Below are 18,240 nucleotides of genomic sequence, written 5' to 3' on the forward strand. Positions count from 1 at the left end.
GAGCTCAGGTTAACTAATACTGTATTCATATCGAGCTAGTCTCACAAAGAAGTATCTAATTAGCATTTAGCTAATATTTAGCTCATTAATCAAAAAGGTTACCGTTAAGGTAACCTTTTTATTGGCCTGTGTTTACGTTAAGGCTAATCAACATAAAACTTTTGCGAAAACTTTAATTGCTGCTGCTCTTTACCATCGTTGATCATAAGATCAAAATGAATGGTTTCTTCATTGTTGTATTTAACTTGGGCTAAATAATAAATAGCGTTACCTTCTTTAACTTCAGTAAACTCTAAGTCTTTAAATTGCCCTACATTATTCTTTGCTTTACCGGTAATACTCACAGATTTAGCAGGTTTTTCTTTTTTGCTATTATCAATAACAGCGATATTGACTAGCCCATTATAACGACTACGCGTTATACCATAGGCTTTGGCTATTTCAGGAGTAAAAAAAGTTGAGCCGATAGCCATATAATGTACGTTCATTGTGCCGAGTTTTTTCATGTTTTCAGCATAGGCTGTTGTCGTGCAAAATAATGCTAAAACAAGCGAAATAACCACAGCAGGTATTACATTCTTCATGGGGATTCTCCAATGGGGTTGACGGTGTAATTATAGGTTAGTTGTTAGGTGCAGGTGTTAGTGGTGTGTGTTTTTCACTCTTAGCTTAGCTTACTTTACCTTAGCTAAGAGTGATTTCATTACACTACAGGGCTGACCAATACGGTAACGAACCTGATAATAAAATATTAATCACATTCATCAGTAAGAAAGCGATAATCATTGATAAATCTAAACCACCCATATTAGGAATAATGCGGCGAATAGGGCGCAAAAATGGCTCAGTTAATTGGCTAAATACCATTAAGGTTGCATTGTAACCTTGTACTACCCAGCTCATCACTGCCATGATGATCATAATAACAAACAGTAAAAAGCCAGCCTGTTTTATTAACACCAATAAACCAATGTAAAACGCTAATGTGCCTAAGTTTTCACCGGCAATAGCGGCGAGTGTGAAAAACTTTAAGGTCGCAACAATGTAAGCAACGACAATAGTTGATAAATCTATACCACCAAAGCCAGGAATAATACGGCGAAATGGCACAACCAATGGATTACTTGCTTTAACAATAAATTGGCTTAATGGGTTATAAAAGTCAGCTTTTACCCATTGTAACCAAACACGCATGATTAAAATCATTAATAAGGCATCGAAGGCAAATCTCAGCAAATAAATGATGGCTTCCATAGTTTTTCTCTCTCTTGATCAAATGTGATAGCAGATAAACGTATTATTATGACTTTATCTGCTATTAAAGTTTAGTAACGCTATTTTGCCATTTCTTCAGCGCGTGCTATGGCAGCATTCATAGCATTTTTTACCATCAGCTCAATACCATCGGCTTTAAACTGTTCAATAGCAGCATGTGTTGTGCCGCCTTTTGAGGTGACATTACCACGTAGCGTACTAATAGATTCGCTATTATGTGCGACCATTTGTGCCGAGCCAAGTGCTGTTTGTTGCACTAGCATGCGGCTTTCTTCATCCGTAAAGCCTAATGATTTGGCGTGGGTTTCCATCGCTTCCATAAATAAGAAGAAATAGGCAGGTGCAGAGCCTGCTACAGCAATCACATCATTAATCTTACTTTCAGTATCTAACCAAATAATTTTACCAACCGCGCTCATTAGCTTACCGCTAGCGGCTTTTTGTTCATCATTAACTTCAGGAGAGGCAAACAAGCCGCTCATACCAAAACCCAGTTGAGATGGTGTATTTGGCATAACACGTACTACAGCAGCATTGCTGGCTAAGGCTTGTTGAATTTGCGCTACAGTGCGGCCAGCAGCAACCGAAATAAATAACTTCTGGCTAATATCACAAGTCTTGGTGAGTTGTTGGCAAACATCAGAAATAAAGTGTGGTTTTACTGATAAAACAATAATGTCGGCAAACTCAGTCGCTTTTATATTATCGTCAGTGTGCATAATGCCGAATTCATTCGCTAAGGCTAAACGTTTTTCTGGGGATGGATTAGCAACTATAATGTCGCTAGGCGTAACGCCGGAATTAACTAACCCTATAACAATTGCGCGAGCCATATTACCCGCACCAATAAAGGCGATTTTTTTCATTGAATATTCCTTAGTAAATTGAGAATCAAGTAGCCTGTGCTACATCGAATTTTTAATTACTGTACTGTTTTTGCTCTGACGCCAAAAATGGCACTACCAATACGTACCATGGTTGAGCCATGCGCGATAGCTATAGATAAATCATCAGACATACCTAATGATAACGTGTCAACCGTGGCATATTTCGCTTTTAATGACAGATACATATTCTGCATTTTTTGGTAAGTTTCTACCTGTGCATTCTTTTCTGGGATTGCCATAATACCGCGCAGGGTAAGCCTATCACACTGATGAATAATGTCAGCTAAAGAAAATAGCTCAGCTTCATTTAATCCTGACTTGCTTTGCTCGTTATTAATATTAATTTGTATGCATACATTGAGTTTTTTCTCGCTATCGTTAGCGATGTTAGAACCCTCATCGGATAAGTGTTGATTAAGCCGCAGAGCTATTTTTTCTCTATCAACACTATGCACCCACGAGAAATTTTGCGCTATTTGTTTGGTTTTATTTGATTGGATTGGGCCAATGAAGTGCCAGCAAATATCAGATAAATTAGATAATTCAGTTATTTTTTCAAGGGCTTCTTGTAAGTAATTCTCACCGAAGTCTCGCTGACCCCATAAATAAGCTTGTTTAATATCAGTGCTTGGCTTAGTTTTAGATACGGCTAGCAATTTAACCGTAGCATTATCATTTGATGTAGCTAAGCTTTTGTTATTGTTTAGGGGGCTATCTGCAGTCAAAAGTATTTTTTGCTGGCAAGCTAGGTTAATTTGAGCTTTAATTTTATCGAGATTATCTTTAATGTGGTTCATATGATTTTTCTAAACTGTTTTAACTTACCTGACTTTATAGTTATTATAACCTATTAATTATAAGACTATTATTACTAAATTTTACTAAAAAGAGGCTTTTATGGATATAACCGAACTACTTGCATTTAGTGTGCAACACAACGCATCGGATTTGCATTTATCTACGGGAACGCCACCTTCTATTCGTGTTGACGGTGATGTGCGTAAGCTAAATATCCCTGCCTTTGACGCTAAAGATGTTAATGCGTTGGTTTACGATATTATGAACGATAGACAACGAAAAGAATATGAAGAAAACCTTGAGGTCGATTTTTCGTTTGAAGTACCTAGTCTTGCTCGTTTCAGGGTAAATGCCTTTAACCAAAACCGTGGTCCTGCTGCCGTATTTCGTACCATTCCAAGTAAAATTTTATCATTGGATGATTTAGGTTGCCCTGAAATATTTCGCGATATTTCGGATACGCCGCGCGGCTTAGTGCTCGTTACGGGGCCAACAGGCTCTGGTAAATCAACCACGTTAGCGGCAATGGTCGATTATATTAATGATCATAAGCATGACCACATTTTAACCATCGAAGACCCAATAGAATTTGTGCACGAAAATAAAAAATGTTTAATTAACCAACGTGAAGTGCATCGCGATACCTTAAGTTTTGAAGCGGCGTTACGCTCCGCATTACGTGAAGATCCCGATGTTATTCTTGTTGGTGAAATGCGTGATTTAGAAACCATTCGCCTTGCTATGACCGCCGCTGAAACAGGTCATTTAGTTTTTGGGACGCTACATACTACCTCTGCACCTAAAACCATTGACCGTATTATTGATGTATTTCCTGGGGAAGAAAAATCAATGGTGCGCTCAATGTTATCAGAATCTCTACGTGCGGTTATCTCGCAAACGCTAATTAAAAAAGTTGGCGGCGGCCGAGTAGCCGCTCATGAAATTATGATTGGCGTTCCTGCTATTCGTAACCTTATTCGTGAAGATAAAATTGCGCAAATGTACTCGGCTATTCAAACAGGTATGCAACATGGTATGCAAACCATGGATCAATGCTTACAAAACTTGGTAAACCGTGGTTTGATCACTAAACAAGATGCGATGGAAAAAGCCGTAGATAAAAACCAGTTTTCAGGTTTTTAATTGACTCCCTTTTTAGGACTTAGTGACGGCGCTAAGTCCTGTTTATTTGTAGTATAAGAACAAGGACATTAAATGAATTTCCATCATTTACTTGAAAAAATGGTCAAAGAAGATGCTTCTGATATGTTTGTTACGGCAAAGCTAGCAGTAAGTGCAAAAATTAATGGTGAGTTACGTCCTATTGATGATCAGGTATTAACGCCAGAGCAATCGCTTGGTTTAGTTCATGATGCCATGAATGAAAAGCAAAAAAAGCAATTTGACGAAGAAAAAGAGTGTAACTTTGCCATAGACATTGAAAGTATTGGTCGTTTTCGTATCTCTGCTTTTTGGCAGCGTGACATGGCGGGCATGGTTATTCGTCGTATTGTTACTGATATTCCTGAAGTCGACGATTTAGGGTTACCGCCCGTATTAAAAGACGTGGTTATGTCTAAACGTGGTTTAGTGTTATTTGTTGGTGGTACCGGTACCGGTAAGTCGACCTCAATGGCCTCACTTATTGGCTATCGTAATCGTAACTCTCGCGGCCATATTTTAACCATAGAAGATCCGGTTGAATTTGTTCATGAACACGGTAAAAGCATGATCACTCAGCGTGAGGTAGGCTTAGATACTGAAACCTTTGAAGCCGCACTGCAAAGCTCCTTACGTCAAGCACCCGATGTTATTCTTATTGGTGAAATCCGTAGTCGAGAAATTATGGAGCATGCATTAAGTTTTGCTGAAACAGGTCACTTATGTATTGCGACTTTGCATGCTAATAATGCCAACCAAGCTATTGACCGTATTATGCATTTAGTACCAGCGGATCAGCATGGTAAATTATTGTTTGATTTAGCATTAAATTTACGCGGTATTATTGCTCAGCAATTAGTGCCGACACATGACGGTAATAGTCGTGTTGCTGCCATTGAAATATTGCTTAACTCGCCATTTATTGGTGAGTTAATTAAAAAAGGTGAAATTGGTAGTATTAAAGAAGTGATGGAAAAATCGAACGAGCTTGGTATGCAAACCTTCGATCAGGCGTTATTTAAACATTACCAGCAAGGTATTATTACGTATGCAGATGCGCTACATCATGCCGACTCACCTAATGATTTACGCTTAATGATTAAGTTACGTAGTAATGAGCAAGGCGGTACGGGCGGTTTATCGGGTGTAACACTTGATGGTTTAGAGCCAGACGAAGAGTAGCTTTAACCTGTTGACTATAAAAATGCAGCTTAATTAAGCTGCATTTTTTATGAGCAGTAGTTTTATAAGCTGTATTTTTATGGGGAGTCTTTTTAGAGAATTTATTTTTATAAAGTTAGTCGAAGAATATCTCCAAAAGCTACTTAACCTGAATTAGATGTGTGGACTCATCTTACCTAGGTTAATTGTTCTTTTTTCGATATTGCAAGGCAATAACTTTTAAAATATCACGCCAAGTAATAATACCAATAGGCTTATTTTGTTCGTCAATAATAGGTAAACAAGAAACATGATTGTCATGAAAGAGCAGTACAGCTTCGCTAATGGATTGCTCCGTTTGCCCACAAACTAAGGTTCTTGACATAATTTGATGTATTTTCTTATGTGCAAGAATTACATCTTTATGGCTTTCGTTACGTGTGCCTATCGTGGGGCTGATGTTTTTGAACAAGTCTCTGTCAGTAATAACACCCGCCAACTCCTCTTCATCATTTAAAATTAAAATATGATGAATACTATGCTGATTAAAAACATCGCGTGCTTTATTAAGATCATCATCAAGGTTTAATGTGATCAGGTTTTTACTCATTAAATTTTCTACTTTCATATCAGCACAAACTATTTGTTAAAGGTGAAGGTAAGATCATTGTTTTCTATATTACTTTTATACGATAAATAATGAACAACCGCTATGTTTTATCGTGAAAAAATGTAATCAAACTGTTGAAAATAAAGTTACCTTGTTATGCAGAGCTATTATGCTTTCTGCACAAATAACGAGTTAGCAGCTAAAACCCTTTACTCTGTTGTGTTAGGAGTGCTTATTTGATGAGGTAGCTGTTAAGCACCTTAGACTTTAATAGTGACTCAGCAAGTTTAATTAACGCTATTAGCCCGTTCAGATAAGTGAATTGAATAATACTGTAATATAACTGTCACATAACTGTCTTATACTTTGCCACGATATTAATTCGATCATTTTTTATGATACTCATTTGAGTCAAAAGGTTGTTTACGTGGCAAAAGTTTCTAAATCAAACCGCAGTCGAGAGCTGAAAAATTCAGTCGCTAAGTGGTTAGTAACTGTTGGTGGTATTAGCGTGTTATTTACGTTAGTACTGATCTTTCTTTATTTACTTTATGTAATTAAACCCATTTTTGAGTCGGCAACCGTTGAGCCAGTAACCCAAATTGCGCTGACGACTAAAACAGAAACATTAAGTGTTGGTGTTGATGAACTCAAAGAGGTGGCTTATCAAATTAGCCAAAGTGGTAACATTAATTTTTATCACTTGAAAACCAGTGATGAACAGGCGAAAAACCAGTATCAATCTGGAGATATTGCACTTTCTCAGCCGTTAGTAGAGCAGGGTGACATATTAAGCCAAGTAATCTCGTTTGGTTTAGACAATAAACTATTACTCACAAAGCAAGGCAAAATTCAGTTAATTAAGCCGAGCTTTCAAGCGCAATATACCGACAACAGTCGTGAAATTGTCCCACGGGTGAGCTATCCATTAGGTGAAAGCTCATTAGTCATTGATGAACAAGATGAAACGATTAGCGTACTTGATTTCGCGATGAGTGATGAAAAAATGGTATTTGTCGCTTTTACTCAAGACAGCCGTCTTATTTATACCAGTTTTATTGCCGAAGATGATTTTAGCTACAGTGATTCAGACTATGAAACTAACTTTATTGAAATAAGCGATGAGTTCACCGATGTTGATGAAGTGTATATTTCTCCTGATTTAAATTTGGCGTTTGTACGCTCGCATTCTACGGTATTTGTTTATGACTTAGATGACGACAGTGCCAGCTTACGTGCCACTATTAACCCTGAATTTTCACAAGCTAATACTTATTTAACAACAATGGCATTGCTATCTGGCGGTAGTTCATTATTACTTGGTGATAACCAAGGTCAAGTGAGCCAGTGGTTTGAAGTAGCAACAGATAATGGTCGCCAATTTAAGCAAGTTCGTACTTTTAAAAGTCAAACTAATGCCACTCAAGGTGAGCCAGCAATTCGTGCTATTTACCCTGAACAATTTCGCAAAAGTTTTTATACGCTCAATGAACAGGGCGAGTTAAATATATTTTATACCACCAGTGATGCACATTTATGGCAAGGCACGTTAGTTGAAGAAAATATGCAAGCGCTAGCAATTGCCCCTCGTGCTGATGGTTTGGTCGTCATGAGTGAAAGCCTAAATACAGACTCAGTCAAACAAACCTTACATGTGTTTAGTGTACATAACGAACATCCAGAAGTTACTTGGCATGCTTTATGGCAAGAAGTTTGGTATGAAGGTTACGCCGAGCCTGACTATATTTGGCAATCTACTTCAGGCTCTGATGACTTTGAAGCGAAGTTTTCATTAGTACCTATTTCTTTTGGTACCATTAAAGCCGCACTTTATGCGATGTTATTTGCAGTGCCAATTGCTTTAACCGCAGCGATTTATACCGCATACTTTATGACTCCAGGGTTACGTAAAAAAGTAAAACCAACCATTGAAATGATGGAAGCACTACCTACCGTTATTTTAGGATTTTTAGCCGGTTTGTGGCTAGCACCTTTAATGGAAGCATACTTGCCTGCTGTTTTCTTACTTTTTATTTTCTTACCATTGTCGACCTTAATTACTGCCTTTGTTTGGCATAATTTACCACGCGATTTAAAAACCAAAGTGCCTGAAACTTTAGCGCCACTGATTTTAATTCCAGTGATTATCTTAGCAGCATACGCCGCTTTCGCTTTATCGCCTGTTTTAGAATTAGTCTTTTTTGGTGGAGATATGCGTCAATATATTACTAATGATTTAGGTATTGATTTTGACCAACGTAATGCTTTAGTGGTTGGCATTGCCATGGGCTTTGCGGTTATCCCTACTATTTTTTCTATGGCTGAAGATGCCATCTTCAGTGTTCCTACGCATTTAACTAGTGGCTCATTAGCACTTGGTGCAACACAGTGGCAAACCTTAGCTAAAGTTGTGCTATTAACTGCAAGCCCTGGGATATTCTCTGCGGTAATGATGGGCTTAGGTCGTGCAGTAGGGGAGACCATGATTGTATTAATGGCTACAGGTAATACGCCAATTCTCGATTGGAGTATTTTCCAAGGAATGAGAACCCTAGCAGCGAATATTGCCGTTGAAATGCCTGAGTCAGAAGTGGGTAGTTCACATTACCGTATTTTGTTCTTAGCCGCGTTTGTTCTCTTTGTTTTTACCTTTATTTTCAACACTATTGCAGAGTTCGTTCGTCAGCGATTACGTGAAAAATACAGTTCGATGTAAGCGTATTTATTGAAAGTTCAGTTGTACAGTAGAGGCAACAAATGTTGTCTGGTTAACTAATAATAGAGTTTTATTTTTATGAATAAATGGTTTAAATCAGGTTCCCCTTGGATATGGCTATCAGCAGGTGGCGTGAGTATCAGTTTGATCTCAGTACTTGGGCTATTGTGGCTTATTGCTTCGCGCGGTTTGTCATACTTTTGGCCAAGTGAGTTATATCAGTTTAATTTAACCGATGAAGCGGGTGCTAAGCAGGTGGTTATTGGTGAAATATATGACCGCGAACATATTCCTGTAAGTCAACTAGCGCATTTAAATTTAACGTTGCCTGAAGGGCAAGAAACTTTAGAGCGCTTACTCATTAAAACGGGTAACCGTGAGTTGGTGAGTTTAGATTTTCGTTGGATATTAAGTACTAATATTACACAAACAACAAAGCCTGAAACATTAGCGGTGGTTGAACGTCGCACTAACGGTAATTTTTATGGCTTTATTGATCACATTGTTTTAGATGGCGTAGAAGTCGCTCAAGATAGGTTACCTGAACTAGTTGAGCGTGTTGAGCAATTTCAAGCTGAAATTGACAGCTTACAAAAGTCTGATATTGGTGCTATTAACTACCAGTTAGAGCGTTTACGTTTAAAAGCTCGTAAACATCAGCTGCAAGGTGAATTAACGCCAGAGCTACAACAAAGTATTGATGATGAAGTCGCTAAACTTGAAAGTGACTACCGTACTCTTGAAAAAGAGTTAATGGTTTTTAGAGATAAAATAGCGCGTGACCAATTAGTTATGCGCGCAATGGACGGGCAACTTGTTACTATCAATTTTGAGAATATCCTTAAGGTTAGTTTTAATAATCAGTTAGGTGTTTTTGAAAAAACAAAAATATTCTTTAGTCAAATAGGCGCTTTCATTGTTGACGACCCAAGAGAAGCAAATACCGAAGGTGGTGTTTTTCCTGCTATTTTTGGTACGGTACTTATGGTGCTATTAATGACCGTAATCGTTTCTCCATTTGGCGTTATTGCGGCTATTTATTTACATGAATATGCGGGTAAAAATAGCCTAACTAAACTACTACGTATTGCGGTGATTAATTTAGCAGGTGTACCATCTATTGTTTATGGTGTTTTTGGTTTAGGCTTTTTTGTTTATATGGTGGGTGGCTCGTTAGACCAAATATTTTACCCAGAAACGTTACCTAGCCCAACGTTTGGTACGCCAGGGGTTTTATGGTCAGCTATTACTTTGGCTATTTTAACTTTACCTGTGGTTATTGTTTCAACTGAAGAAGGCTTATCGCGTATACCATCTGCTATGCGTCACGGCTCTTTAGCACTTGGAGCAACTAAAGCAGAAACCCTATGGCGTATTATTTTACCGATTGCTAGCCCAGCGATTATGACCGGTATTATTTTGGCAATTGCACGAGCAGCGGGCGAGGTTGCCCCATTAATGCTGGTTGGTGTAGTGAAAATGGCGCCTAACTTACCGCTTGATGGTAACTTCCCGTTTTTACACTTAGAACGTAAGTTTATGCATTTAGGTTTTCATATTTACGATGTTGGCTTTCAAAGCCCTAATGTTGAGGCCGCTAGACCATTGGTTTATGCAACAGCGTTATTATTGGTTAGCATTATTGTGGCATTGAATATGACCGCGGTAACTATTCGTAATAGATTGCGTGAAAAATACAAAATGCTAGAGCACTAATAGTTTTTTAAAGCTCAGTTACATTGAAATAAAATTAACAAATAATACGTTGTGGTTAAAAAACAATAACTGGTGTTATCGCAACGTACTATCACTAAAGATTACAAGAGATAAAAATATTATGATTTCTGTTACCCCAACCGCGTTATCAGACAGTCCCAATAAACTTGACTTGAACAACTTGTCGCCAGAACAAGTGGCACTAAATATTAATAACTTGAATTTGCACTACGGTAATAAGCAAGCACTGCAAAATATTAGTATGGCAATTCCTAAAGGCCAAGTAACAGCATTCATTGGCCCAAGTGGTTGTGGTAAATCGACCTTGCTACGCTGTATTAATCGTATGAATGATTTGGTTGATAACTGCAAAATTACCGGTGAAATTAACCTTCATGGCACAAATATTTACGACAAACATGTTGATGTGGCAGAGTTGCGCCGTAAAGTAGGTATGGTATTTCAGCGCCCTAATCCATTTCCTAAAACCATTTATGAAAATGTTATTTATGGTTTACGAATTATGGGAGAAAATAATCGACGTGTTTTAGATGATGCCGTTGAGAAATCATTACGCAGCGCGGCATTATGGAATGAAGTTAAAGATAGATTGCATGAAAGTGCATTAGGTTTATCTGGCGGTCAGCAGCAACGTCTTGTTATTGCACGTGCCATTGCTATTCAGCCTGAGGTTTTATTACTAGATGAGCCAACCTCTGCACTTGATCCGATTTCAACCTTAACCATTGAAGAGCTTATTAACGACCTGAAAAAAGAGTTTACTGTGGTTATTGTAACGCACAACATGCAACAAGCAGCACGAGTATCTGATCAAACCGCCTTTATGTATATGGGCGATTTGATTGAATATAGCGATACCAACACCTTATTTACGACGCCAATGAAGAAAAAAACAGAAGACTATATTACTGGCAGGTACGGTTAAATACTTTTTATATTGATTTCATTGGTACAAAGCTTAAGAGCTTGTTCAAAATAATGTAATAGGACAACACGATGGATAATTTACACATGGGCCGACATATATCGGGCCAATTTAATGAAGATTTAGAGCGCGTTATTAATAATGTAATGCACATGGGCGGCTTAGTTGAAAAGCAGCTGTCTGACGCTTTAGCTGCGGTAGGTAATAATGACGAAGAACTTGCTCGAGAAGTGCTTAACAATGACTATCAAATTAATGCTTATGAAGTGAGTATTGATGATGAATGCACAAGAATTATTGCTAAGCGACAACCCGCTGCTGGTGATTTACGTTTAATTATGGCGATAGTTAAAACGATTGCCGATTTAGAGCGTATTGGCGATGAAGCTGAAAAAATAGCGCAGGTGGCACTAGAGAGTTTTTCATCAAAACAGCAAGACTTATTACTGAATCTAGACAACCTAGGTCGTAAAGTACTAGAGTTCTTACAAGCAACTTTAGATGCCTTTACCCGTATGGATGTGGATACCGCTATTAATATTCACCAAACTGATGATAGTATTAATCGTGAATATGAAGCATTAATGCGTCAATTAATGACGTATATGATGGAAGACCCACGTTCTATTCCACAAATAATGACCGTAATATGGTCGGCACGTGCGTTAGAGCGTATTGGAGATCGTAGTCAAAATATATGTGAGTACATTATTTACTTTGTTAAAGGTAAAGTAGTGCGCCATACGACTGCAGAAGACATGAAAAAGCTTAAATAGCGCAAGAAAAGTACAAAATAAAATTTAATAACCGTTTTGTTAAGTATTATGCTTAACAAAAGTATTCTCAAACTAATTCATTGTCGCCAGATCGCTTATTAGATAAGCAACCTGAACATTAGCATTTAACTTTATTAAGTAAATGGGGTAATATCCGCGACGAATTACAATAACGAGGTTTATACTCAACAGTATTAACCCCCTGGAAGCATATTATGGCCAGAAATTCTATCTTAGGTGTATTTGCAAAATCACCTATTAAACCATTAGAAAATCATATTCAAATCGTTGTTAAGTGTAGTAAACAACTTGTTCCTTTCTTTAAAGCTTGTAAAGCGAATGATTGGGATAAAGCAGCAACAATTCGTAAAAAATTATCAACACTAGAGCAAGATGCCGATGCATTGAAGCGTCAGCTACGTTTAGAGTTACCTGGTGGTTTATTTATGCCAGTCGATCGCGCTGATTTACTTGAGTTGCTATCACAGCAAGACAAAATCGCTAACAAAGCCAAAGATATTGCTGGCCGTGTATTAGGACGCAAGTTACAGGTTCCTGAAAGCTTACAAGAAGAGTTCAGCACCTATTTAGCGCGTTGTATCGATGCAACAGAAAAAGCAGCTGAAGCAATTAATGAATTAGACGATTTATTAGAAACGGGCTTTCGTGGCCGTGAGGTAGCACTGGTTGAAAAAATGATCAATCAACTTGATTTGATTGAAGATGATACCGACCGTTTACAAGTGACGCTACGTCAAAACTTATTAGCGATTGAAAAGGACTTAAATCCAGTTGATGTAATGTTTTTATATCAAATTATTGATTGGGTTGGCGATTTAGCTGATCTTGCTGAGCGTGTAGGTGCACGTTTAGAAATACTTTTAGCTAGAAAATAAGGGTTTTCTGATGGAAATTATACTTAGCTCAGGTTCTACTTTTGTCCTGCTTGCTGCCGTTGTCGGTTTTTTTATGGCGTGGGGGATTGGTGCGAACGATGTGGCTAATGCCATGGGAACCTCGGTTGGTTCAAAAGCGTTAACCATTAAACAAGCCATCATTATTGCGATGGTGTTTGAATTTGCCGGTGCTTATTTAGCAGGTGGTGAGGTGACTTCAACCATTCGTAAAGGCATTATCGACTCAGGATTTTTTATTGATACCCCAGAACTACTTGTTTATGGCATGATCTCAGCACTTTTCGCTGCCGCTACTTGGTTATTGATTGCTTCAGCTTTAGGCTGGCCGGTATCTACCACCCACTCAATTGTTGGTGCTATTGTTGGCTTTGCTGCTATCGGTGTTAGTACAGACGCTGTTTATTGGAGTAAAGTGACAGGCATCGTTGGTAGTTGGGTTATCACACCGTTAATCTCTGGTGTTATTGCATTTGTCATTTTTAATAGTGCGCAAAAGTTAATTTTTGATACCGATAAGCCGTTAACGCAAGCAAAACGCTGGGTTCCTGCCTACATGTTTTTAGCGGGTTTTGTTCTATCTCTAGTAACTATTTTTAAAGGCTTAAAGCATTTAGATTTACATATCGGCTTAGTTGAAGGCTATATTTATGCCGCGGTTATCGCTGTTATTGTTGCTCTTATCGGTAAAGTTTTCATTAGTCGACTTAAGTTTGATGAAGCGGCGGCAAAAGAAACACACTACGCGAATGTTGAAAAAGTTTTTGCTATTTTAATGATTGTTACCGCTTGTGCGATGGCATTTGCTCATGGCTCAAACGATGTTGCTAACGCTATTGGTCCATTAGCGGCTGTAGTAAGTATTGTTGAAAATGACGGTCAAATTGCTGCTAAAGCTGCGCTAGCGTGGTGGATTTTACCTTTAGGTGCTTTTGGTATTGTTGCAGGTCTTGCGATTTTTGGTCACAAAGTTATTGCTACTATTGGTCAAGGTATAACGCACTTAACACCAAGTCGTGGTTTTGCTGCTGAATTAGCGGCGGCAAGTACTGTTGTTATTGCCTCGGGCGCTGGTTTACCTATTTCAACGACGCAAACCCTAGTGGGTGCTGTACTCGGTGTTGGTATGGCGCGCGGTATTGCTGCAATTAACTTAGGTGTTGTTCGTAATATTGTGGTTTCTTGGGTAGTTACACTCCCTGTAGGCGCTGCATTGTCTATTATGTTCTTTTGGGGCATGCAGGCAATATTTAGTTAATTATTTACTAAATAGCCATAAAAAAAACCGCAATAAATTGCGGTTTTTTTATGGCTAAAATTTGTATAAATAAAAAGGGTACGCATAATGCATACCCTTTTTATTTATCGTATTGAGTTGGTTATAAATACGAGGGAAGTATTAGCTACGTGCGGTAACTTCTAATAAATGATAACCAAATTGTGTTTGTACCGGGCCTTGTACTTCATTTAATGGCGCAGAAAAAACAACTTTATCAAACTCAGGAACCATTTGGCCTGGACCAAAGTTACCTAAATCACCACCTTGAGCGTTTGAAGGGCATTTAGAATACTGCTTTGCAGCTTCAGCAAAATCCTTACCTGCTTCAATTTCAGCTTTTAACGTTAAACATTGTTCTTCGGTGTCCACTAAAAGGTGGCGCGCACTTGCTTGAGACATACTTCGTTCCTATTTATTAAAACTGTTGAAATTATTACTATTATATTCGATATAAAGTTAACAAATTTACAGTACCTTATTTTTTCTCTAATTGAAAGTGACCTAGTTCAGGTAAATTATGCGTATGTGTAGCCTTCGATATTTAAATTTGTGCTTAATCATAACTGCAATAGCGCTTGTTTAATTTTCTCGGTAGAATATAGCCATATTTTGAGATAGTAACTTTATTTGATAAACAGGGTTTTATAATGGCTTCTCTTCAAGAGCAATTACTTAAAGCAGGGTTAACAACCAAGCAAAAAAGTCAGCAAGCGAATGCTGATAAGCGTAAAAAAAACAAACAAAAGCGTAGTGGTGTCAAGCATGAAGCAACATTGCAAGAGCAGGTAAAGCAAGATCTTGAAAAAGCGCGACTTGAAAAGCAAGCCAAAGATAATGCGCTTAACGAAGAGAAAAAACAGCAACTGGCTTTAAAAGAACAAAGTTTACGTATTAAACAAATTTTAACTCATCATCAGCTGAAAGATGTCAAGGGTGAGAGTGAATATAACTACACTTTTGGCAGCAAAATTAAGAAGCTGCTTGTTGATGGCGTAACACATAAAGCCCTAGTTAATGGTCGCCTAGCGTTATGTGGTGTGGACGATATCACTTACCTTGTAACTAGCGAAACCGCAGCGAAAGTCGCTGAGCTTGATAGTTCGGTTATTTTAGTACAAAACGATAAAGTTGATACAAATACGGTAGATGAAGACGATCCGTATGCTGATTATCAAATTCCTGATGATTTAATGTGGTAATTTTGCACTAAGCGAAATAACGAAAGCGTGCTAGAATATGCGCGCTTTTTGTTTAACGCATGTACATATCGTTAGCGTTAAATGTTAATCCCTCATTTATGATTACAGAGTATTAAACTATGTTGATGTCTATTATTCGTTGGCCAATAGGCCGTTTGATTTTATTACTGAATTTTATCTTTTCACCTAAATCACCGAAAAGACCTGCTGATCAACAAGTAAAAATTGATGCAGCAACGCAAAAGTTAAGTTTGTATCAATTACCAGCCTGCCCATTTTGTGTCAAAGTTCGCCGTACCATGAAACGCGAAGGCTTAAAAATTGAGTTACGTAATATTAGTAATAATGAGCAATACCGTGATGAACTTATTCGTGAAGGTGGTAAACGCACAGTGCCATGTTTACGTATTGAAAAAGACAATGGTGAAGTACAATGGCTGTATGAATCTAATGATGTTGTTGCGCATTTACAAAATGTTGCCAAAGCAGCCTAACTGTAAATAGTTAATACATTAATTTAAAAGCCGATACTTTAATTGAGCCAGCATATGCTGGCTTTTTTGTGACTGCAATATTATAAGCTTACCGTGTTATTGAAACACTCAATCGCGCGATCAATTACGGCCAATAATTCGGCTAATTCACTGCCGTTACGTGCTGATACGGCTAAACCAAATTGTAGTGTTAATAGGTAGTTGGCTATTTTATTAATATCGCAATCAGCTGTTAAGTGTTGCTCTTTTTGCTCATTTTTTAAAAATTCTGTTAAAAAATCAACTGTTTTTCGATTTATCATTGCAATAATTTGTGATGATTTTTCAGGTAAACACGAGCCTGCTAGCTCTGAGGTGCTTGAACATATTAAGCAGCCTTTCGGTAAGTTAGCATCGGTTAACATTCTGGCAATAGAGCTAAGATAATTTTTTAACCGCTCTTGCAGTGTATGTTGCTGTTCAAACAGGTGCCTAGAGTGTGAGCTACCGTGAAGCTCCAAATAAAAGTCTAACACTTGATTAAATAAAGCTTCTTTATTGCCAAATGCAGCATATAAGCTCGATTTGTTAATTCCCATTGCTTCGGTTAAGTCGGCTAAGCTAGTGCCAGAGTAACCGTTACACCAAAACACAATCATTGCTTTTTCTAAAGCGGCTTTTTTACAAAAACTTCGTTGGCGCCCTGATGACATAGTAATCAACTATTGTTAATAATTTATACTTGTAATTATGTACCGATAGGTATAGATTGTCAATTATGTACCGAATGGTACGTAATTAAATGGTGCTCAATAATTAATTTTTGAGCACCTAAAAAGTGCACAATTGAGCAGCATCGCTAAACTGTGCAATGAAGCTATAACGAAGCAATATAACAATATAATGAAAGGAAACAGCAAATGAGCAAGTTAACAGGAAAAGTAGCCGTCGTAACTGGTGGTAACAGTGGTATTGGTTTTGAAACGGCTAAGTCTTTCAAAGCTGCAGGTGCGACCGTTATTATTACCGGTCGTTCACCAGATAAAGTCGCTACTGCAGCATTTGAGTTAGATGTAACAGGTATTGTTGCAGATGTTAGAGATTTAGCCGCAATCGATGCTTTGGTAAATCAAGTTAAGCAAGACTTTGGACACATTGATATATTATTTGTTAACGCTGGTATTTTTCTACCTGCGCCTGTTGGTCAAATTAGCGAAGCGGTATTTGATGATCAAATTAATATTAACCTTAAGGGCGCAATATTCACTACGGAGAAATTTCTTCCTATTATGAATGAGGGCGGTGCAATTATTAACCTCTCATCAATTAACGCTTATACAGGAATGCCAACAACAGCGGTTTATGCCGCTTCTAAGGCTGCCTTAAATTCATATACTCGCACTGCTGCAACTGAATTAGCGCCAAGAAATATTCGGGTTAATGCAATCAATCCAGGCCCTATTTATACGGCTATTTTTGAGAAAACAGGCATGGAAGAAGCACAGCTCAATGAACTTGCTCAGGCAATTGAAAACCGTGTACCACTAAAACGTTTTGGTCAGCCAGAGGAGGTTGCCAAACTCGCGTTATTTTTAGCTTCAGATGATGCATCATTTATCACTGGCGGTGAATATAATATTGATGGCGGTATTAACCTTAACCCTATTTTGTCATAACCTAGGCACTATTCATAAAATAGTGTCCTGAGCGAGAATAAATTATTGTAAGATAAACAAAGAGCATAACCTTAAATATGAATGGTTATGCTCTTTATAATAAGGATAATCATAAAGTTAATGGCTTAGTGGGGAGTAATGAAAGATTGTAACCAGTGTGGTAAATGTTGCATCAAATATGGTGGTGACAGTCTTGCGGTAACACAAGCTGAGATTAACTTATGGGAGCTATTTAACCCTGAAATATTTGAGTATGTTAAAAATAATGATATTTGGTTTGATCCTAAAACAGGGGTAAAGCTAACCCAGTGTCCATTTTTATACATTGAAGCTAAAAAAAACCTTGATGAGCCAACTAAATATACTTGCAGCATTTATTTAGATAGGCCCGAAGATTGTCGTCATTATCCGAGTCTTATTGCTGAAATGGTTCGTGATGAATGTGAAATGATTGAAGTGCTTGATATAGCAGATTATAAAAAAGCACAAGAGAGTTTAGATCGTTTAATGAAAGATAGTCGCCCGCCAGTTTCCTAAATCCACAACAGTGTTGTTCGATTAATCTTGTATTAGTTTGAAAGTTAATTGAGCTTAAACTTCTCTTATTACGTATGAGCTTGTTATTTGTTACTACAATAAACTCAACTAACACA

At 37.8% G+C, this 18,240-nt stretch carries 18 protein-coding genes and 1 pseudogene; 12 read left to right on the plus strand and 7 right to left on the minus strand.

Annotated elements, in window-relative coordinates; translation table 11 throughout:
• Positions 1 to 143: 143 nt before the first annotated feature.
• The 4 genes and pseudogenes from KO495_RS14315 to KO495_RS14330 form a co-directional block, all read right to left on the minus strand.
• Positions 144 to 584, minus strand: coding sequence for a DUF4426 domain-containing protein (locus KO495_RS14315; protein ID WP_215981093.1), 441 nt, complete (start codon positions 582 to 584; stop codon positions 144 to 146).
• A gap of 124 nt (positions 585 to 708) precedes the next feature.
• Entirely contained in the window at positions 709 to 1,254 is a 546-nt protein-coding gene (locus tag KO495_RS14320) for a YggT family protein (RefSeq protein ID WP_215981094.1), read from the minus strand.
• A gap of 80 nt (positions 1,255 to 1,334) precedes the next feature.
• Positions 1,335 to 2,144: pseudogene (proC, locus tag KO495_RS14325) on the minus strand (pyrroline-5-carboxylate reductase); the annotation flags it as partial.
• Positions 2,145 to 2,197: 53 nt separating this feature from the next.
• On the minus strand, positions 2,198 to 2,959 hold the full coding sequence (locus tag KO495_RS14330; protein ID WP_215981096.1) for a YggS family pyridoxal phosphate-dependent enzyme: 762 nt from the start codon (positions 2,957 to 2,959) through the stop codon (positions 2,198 to 2,200).
• A gap of 100 nt (positions 2,960 to 3,059) precedes the next feature.
• Here KO495_RS14330 and KO495_RS14335 point away from each other — a divergent pair, with 100 nt between their 5' ends.
• Both KO495_RS14335 and KO495_RS14340 read left to right on the plus strand, forming a co-directional pair.
• Positions 3,060 to 4,103 (plus strand): type IV pilus twitching motility protein PilT, encoded by a 1,044-nt coding sequence (locus KO495_RS14335; protein WP_215981097.1) that lies wholly within the window; start codon positions 3,060 to 3,062, stop codon positions 4,101 to 4,103.
• A 72-nt stretch (positions 4,104 to 4,175) separates the two neighbouring features.
• Positions 4,176 to 5,303, plus strand: coding sequence for a PilT/PilU family type 4a pilus ATPase (locus tag KO495_RS14340; protein ID WP_215981098.1), 1,128 nt, complete (start codon positions 4,176 to 4,178; stop codon positions 5,301 to 5,303).
• Positions 5,304 to 5,484: 181 nt separating this feature from the next.
• Here the strand turns inward: KO495_RS14340 and KO495_RS14345 are convergent, their stop codons facing one another.
• Positions 5,485 to 5,910 (minus strand): CBS domain-containing protein, encoded by a 426-nt coding sequence (locus tag KO495_RS14345; RefSeq protein ID WP_215981099.1) that lies wholly within the window; start codon positions 5,908 to 5,910, stop codon positions 5,485 to 5,487.
• 409 nt (positions 5,911 to 6,319) lie between these two features.
• Between KO495_RS14345 and KO495_RS14350 the strand changes: the two genes are divergently transcribed.
• The 6 genes from KO495_RS14350 to KO495_RS14375 all read left to right on the plus strand — a co-directional run bounded on the left by KO495_RS14350 (position 6,320) and on the right by KO495_RS14375 (position 14,218).
• A complete protein-coding gene (locus KO495_RS14350) occupies positions 6,320 to 8,608 on the plus strand; it encodes an ABC transporter permease subunit (RefSeq protein WP_215981100.1) in 2,289 nt (762 codons plus the stop codon).
• A 78-nt stretch (positions 8,609 to 8,686) separates the two neighbouring features.
• Complete coding sequence (gene pstA, locus KO495_RS14355) at positions 8,687 to 10,324, plus strand: phosphate ABC transporter permease PstA (protein WP_215981101.1); 1,638 nt, start codon at positions 8,687 to 8,689, stop codon at positions 10,322 to 10,324.
• A gap of 121 nt (positions 10,325 to 10,445) precedes the next feature.
• The gene (gene pstB / locus KO495_RS14360; protein ID WP_215981102.1) at positions 10,446 to 11,270 is read left to right on the plus strand and encodes a phosphate ABC transporter ATP-binding protein PstB; all 825 of its coding nucleotides are present in this window, start codon (positions 10,446 to 10,448) and stop codon (positions 11,268 to 11,270) included.
• Positions 11,271 to 11,341: 71 nt separating this feature from the next.
• Complete coding sequence (phoU, locus tag KO495_RS14365) at positions 11,342 to 12,046, plus strand: phosphate signaling complex protein PhoU (protein WP_215981103.1); 705 nt, start codon at positions 11,342 to 11,344, stop codon at positions 12,044 to 12,046.
• Positions 12,047 to 12,261: 215 nt separating this feature from the next.
• On the plus strand, positions 12,262 to 12,942 hold the full coding sequence (locus KO495_RS14370; RefSeq protein WP_215981104.1) for a TIGR00153 family protein: 681 nt from the start codon (positions 12,262 to 12,264) through the stop codon (positions 12,940 to 12,942).
• Positions 12,943 to 12,952: 10 nt separating this feature from the next.
• Positions 12,953 to 14,218 carry an inorganic phosphate transporter gene (locus KO495_RS14375; protein ID WP_215981105.1) on the plus strand — a complete coding sequence of 422 codons (1,266 nt, stop codon included), beginning with the start codon at positions 12,953 to 12,955 and terminating at the stop codon, positions 14,216 to 14,218.
• A gap of 141 nt (positions 14,219 to 14,359) precedes the next feature.
• Here the strand turns inward: KO495_RS14375 and KO495_RS14380 are convergent, their stop codons facing one another.
• Positions 14,360 to 14,638, minus strand: a complete 279-nt coding sequence (locus tag KO495_RS14380; protein ID WP_215981106.1) for a peptidylprolyl isomerase — start codon at positions 14,636 to 14,638, stop codon at positions 14,360 to 14,362.
• Positions 14,639 to 14,886: 248 nt separating this feature from the next.
• Here KO495_RS14380 and KO495_RS14385 point away from each other — a divergent pair, with 248 nt between their 5' ends.
• The gene (locus KO495_RS14385) at positions 14,887 to 15,438 is read left to right on the plus strand and encodes a DUF2058 domain-containing protein (protein ID WP_215981107.1); all 552 of its coding nucleotides are present in this window, start codon (positions 14,887 to 14,889) and stop codon (positions 15,436 to 15,438) included.
• A 125-nt stretch (positions 15,439 to 15,563) separates the two neighbouring features.
• A complete protein-coding gene (locus KO495_RS14390) occupies positions 15,564 to 15,932 on the plus strand; it encodes a glutaredoxin (protein WP_215981126.1) in 369 nt (122 codons plus the stop codon).
• 80 nt (positions 15,933 to 16,012) lie between these two features.
• Here KO495_RS14390 and KO495_RS14395 read toward each other — a convergent pair whose 3' ends face one another.
• Complete coding sequence (locus tag KO495_RS14395; protein ID WP_215981108.1) at positions 16,013 to 16,624, minus strand: TetR/AcrR family transcriptional regulator; 612 nt, start codon at positions 16,622 to 16,624, stop codon at positions 16,013 to 16,015.
• Between the two features lie 207 nt (positions 16,625 to 16,831).
• Between KO495_RS14395 and KO495_RS14400 the strand changes: the two genes are divergently transcribed.
• Both KO495_RS14400 and KO495_RS14405 read left to right on the plus strand, forming a co-directional pair.
• Positions 16,832 to 17,587, plus strand: coding sequence for an SDR family oxidoreductase (locus KO495_RS14400; RefSeq protein WP_215981109.1), 756 nt, complete (start codon positions 16,832 to 16,834; stop codon positions 17,585 to 17,587).
• A 138-nt stretch (positions 17,588 to 17,725) separates the two neighbouring features.
• A complete protein-coding gene (locus tag KO495_RS14405) occupies positions 17,726 to 18,124 on the plus strand; it encodes a YkgJ family cysteine cluster protein (protein ID WP_215981110.1) in 399 nt (132 codons plus the stop codon).
• The last annotated feature ends 116 nt before the right edge of the window (positions 18,125 to 18,240 follow it).

The sequence above is a fragment of the Colwellia sp. D2M02 genome, assembly GCF_018860755.1.
In the GTDB taxonomy this organism is placed as follows: domain Bacteria; phylum Pseudomonadota; class Gammaproteobacteria; order Enterobacterales; family Alteromonadaceae; genus Colwellia; species Colwellia asteriadis.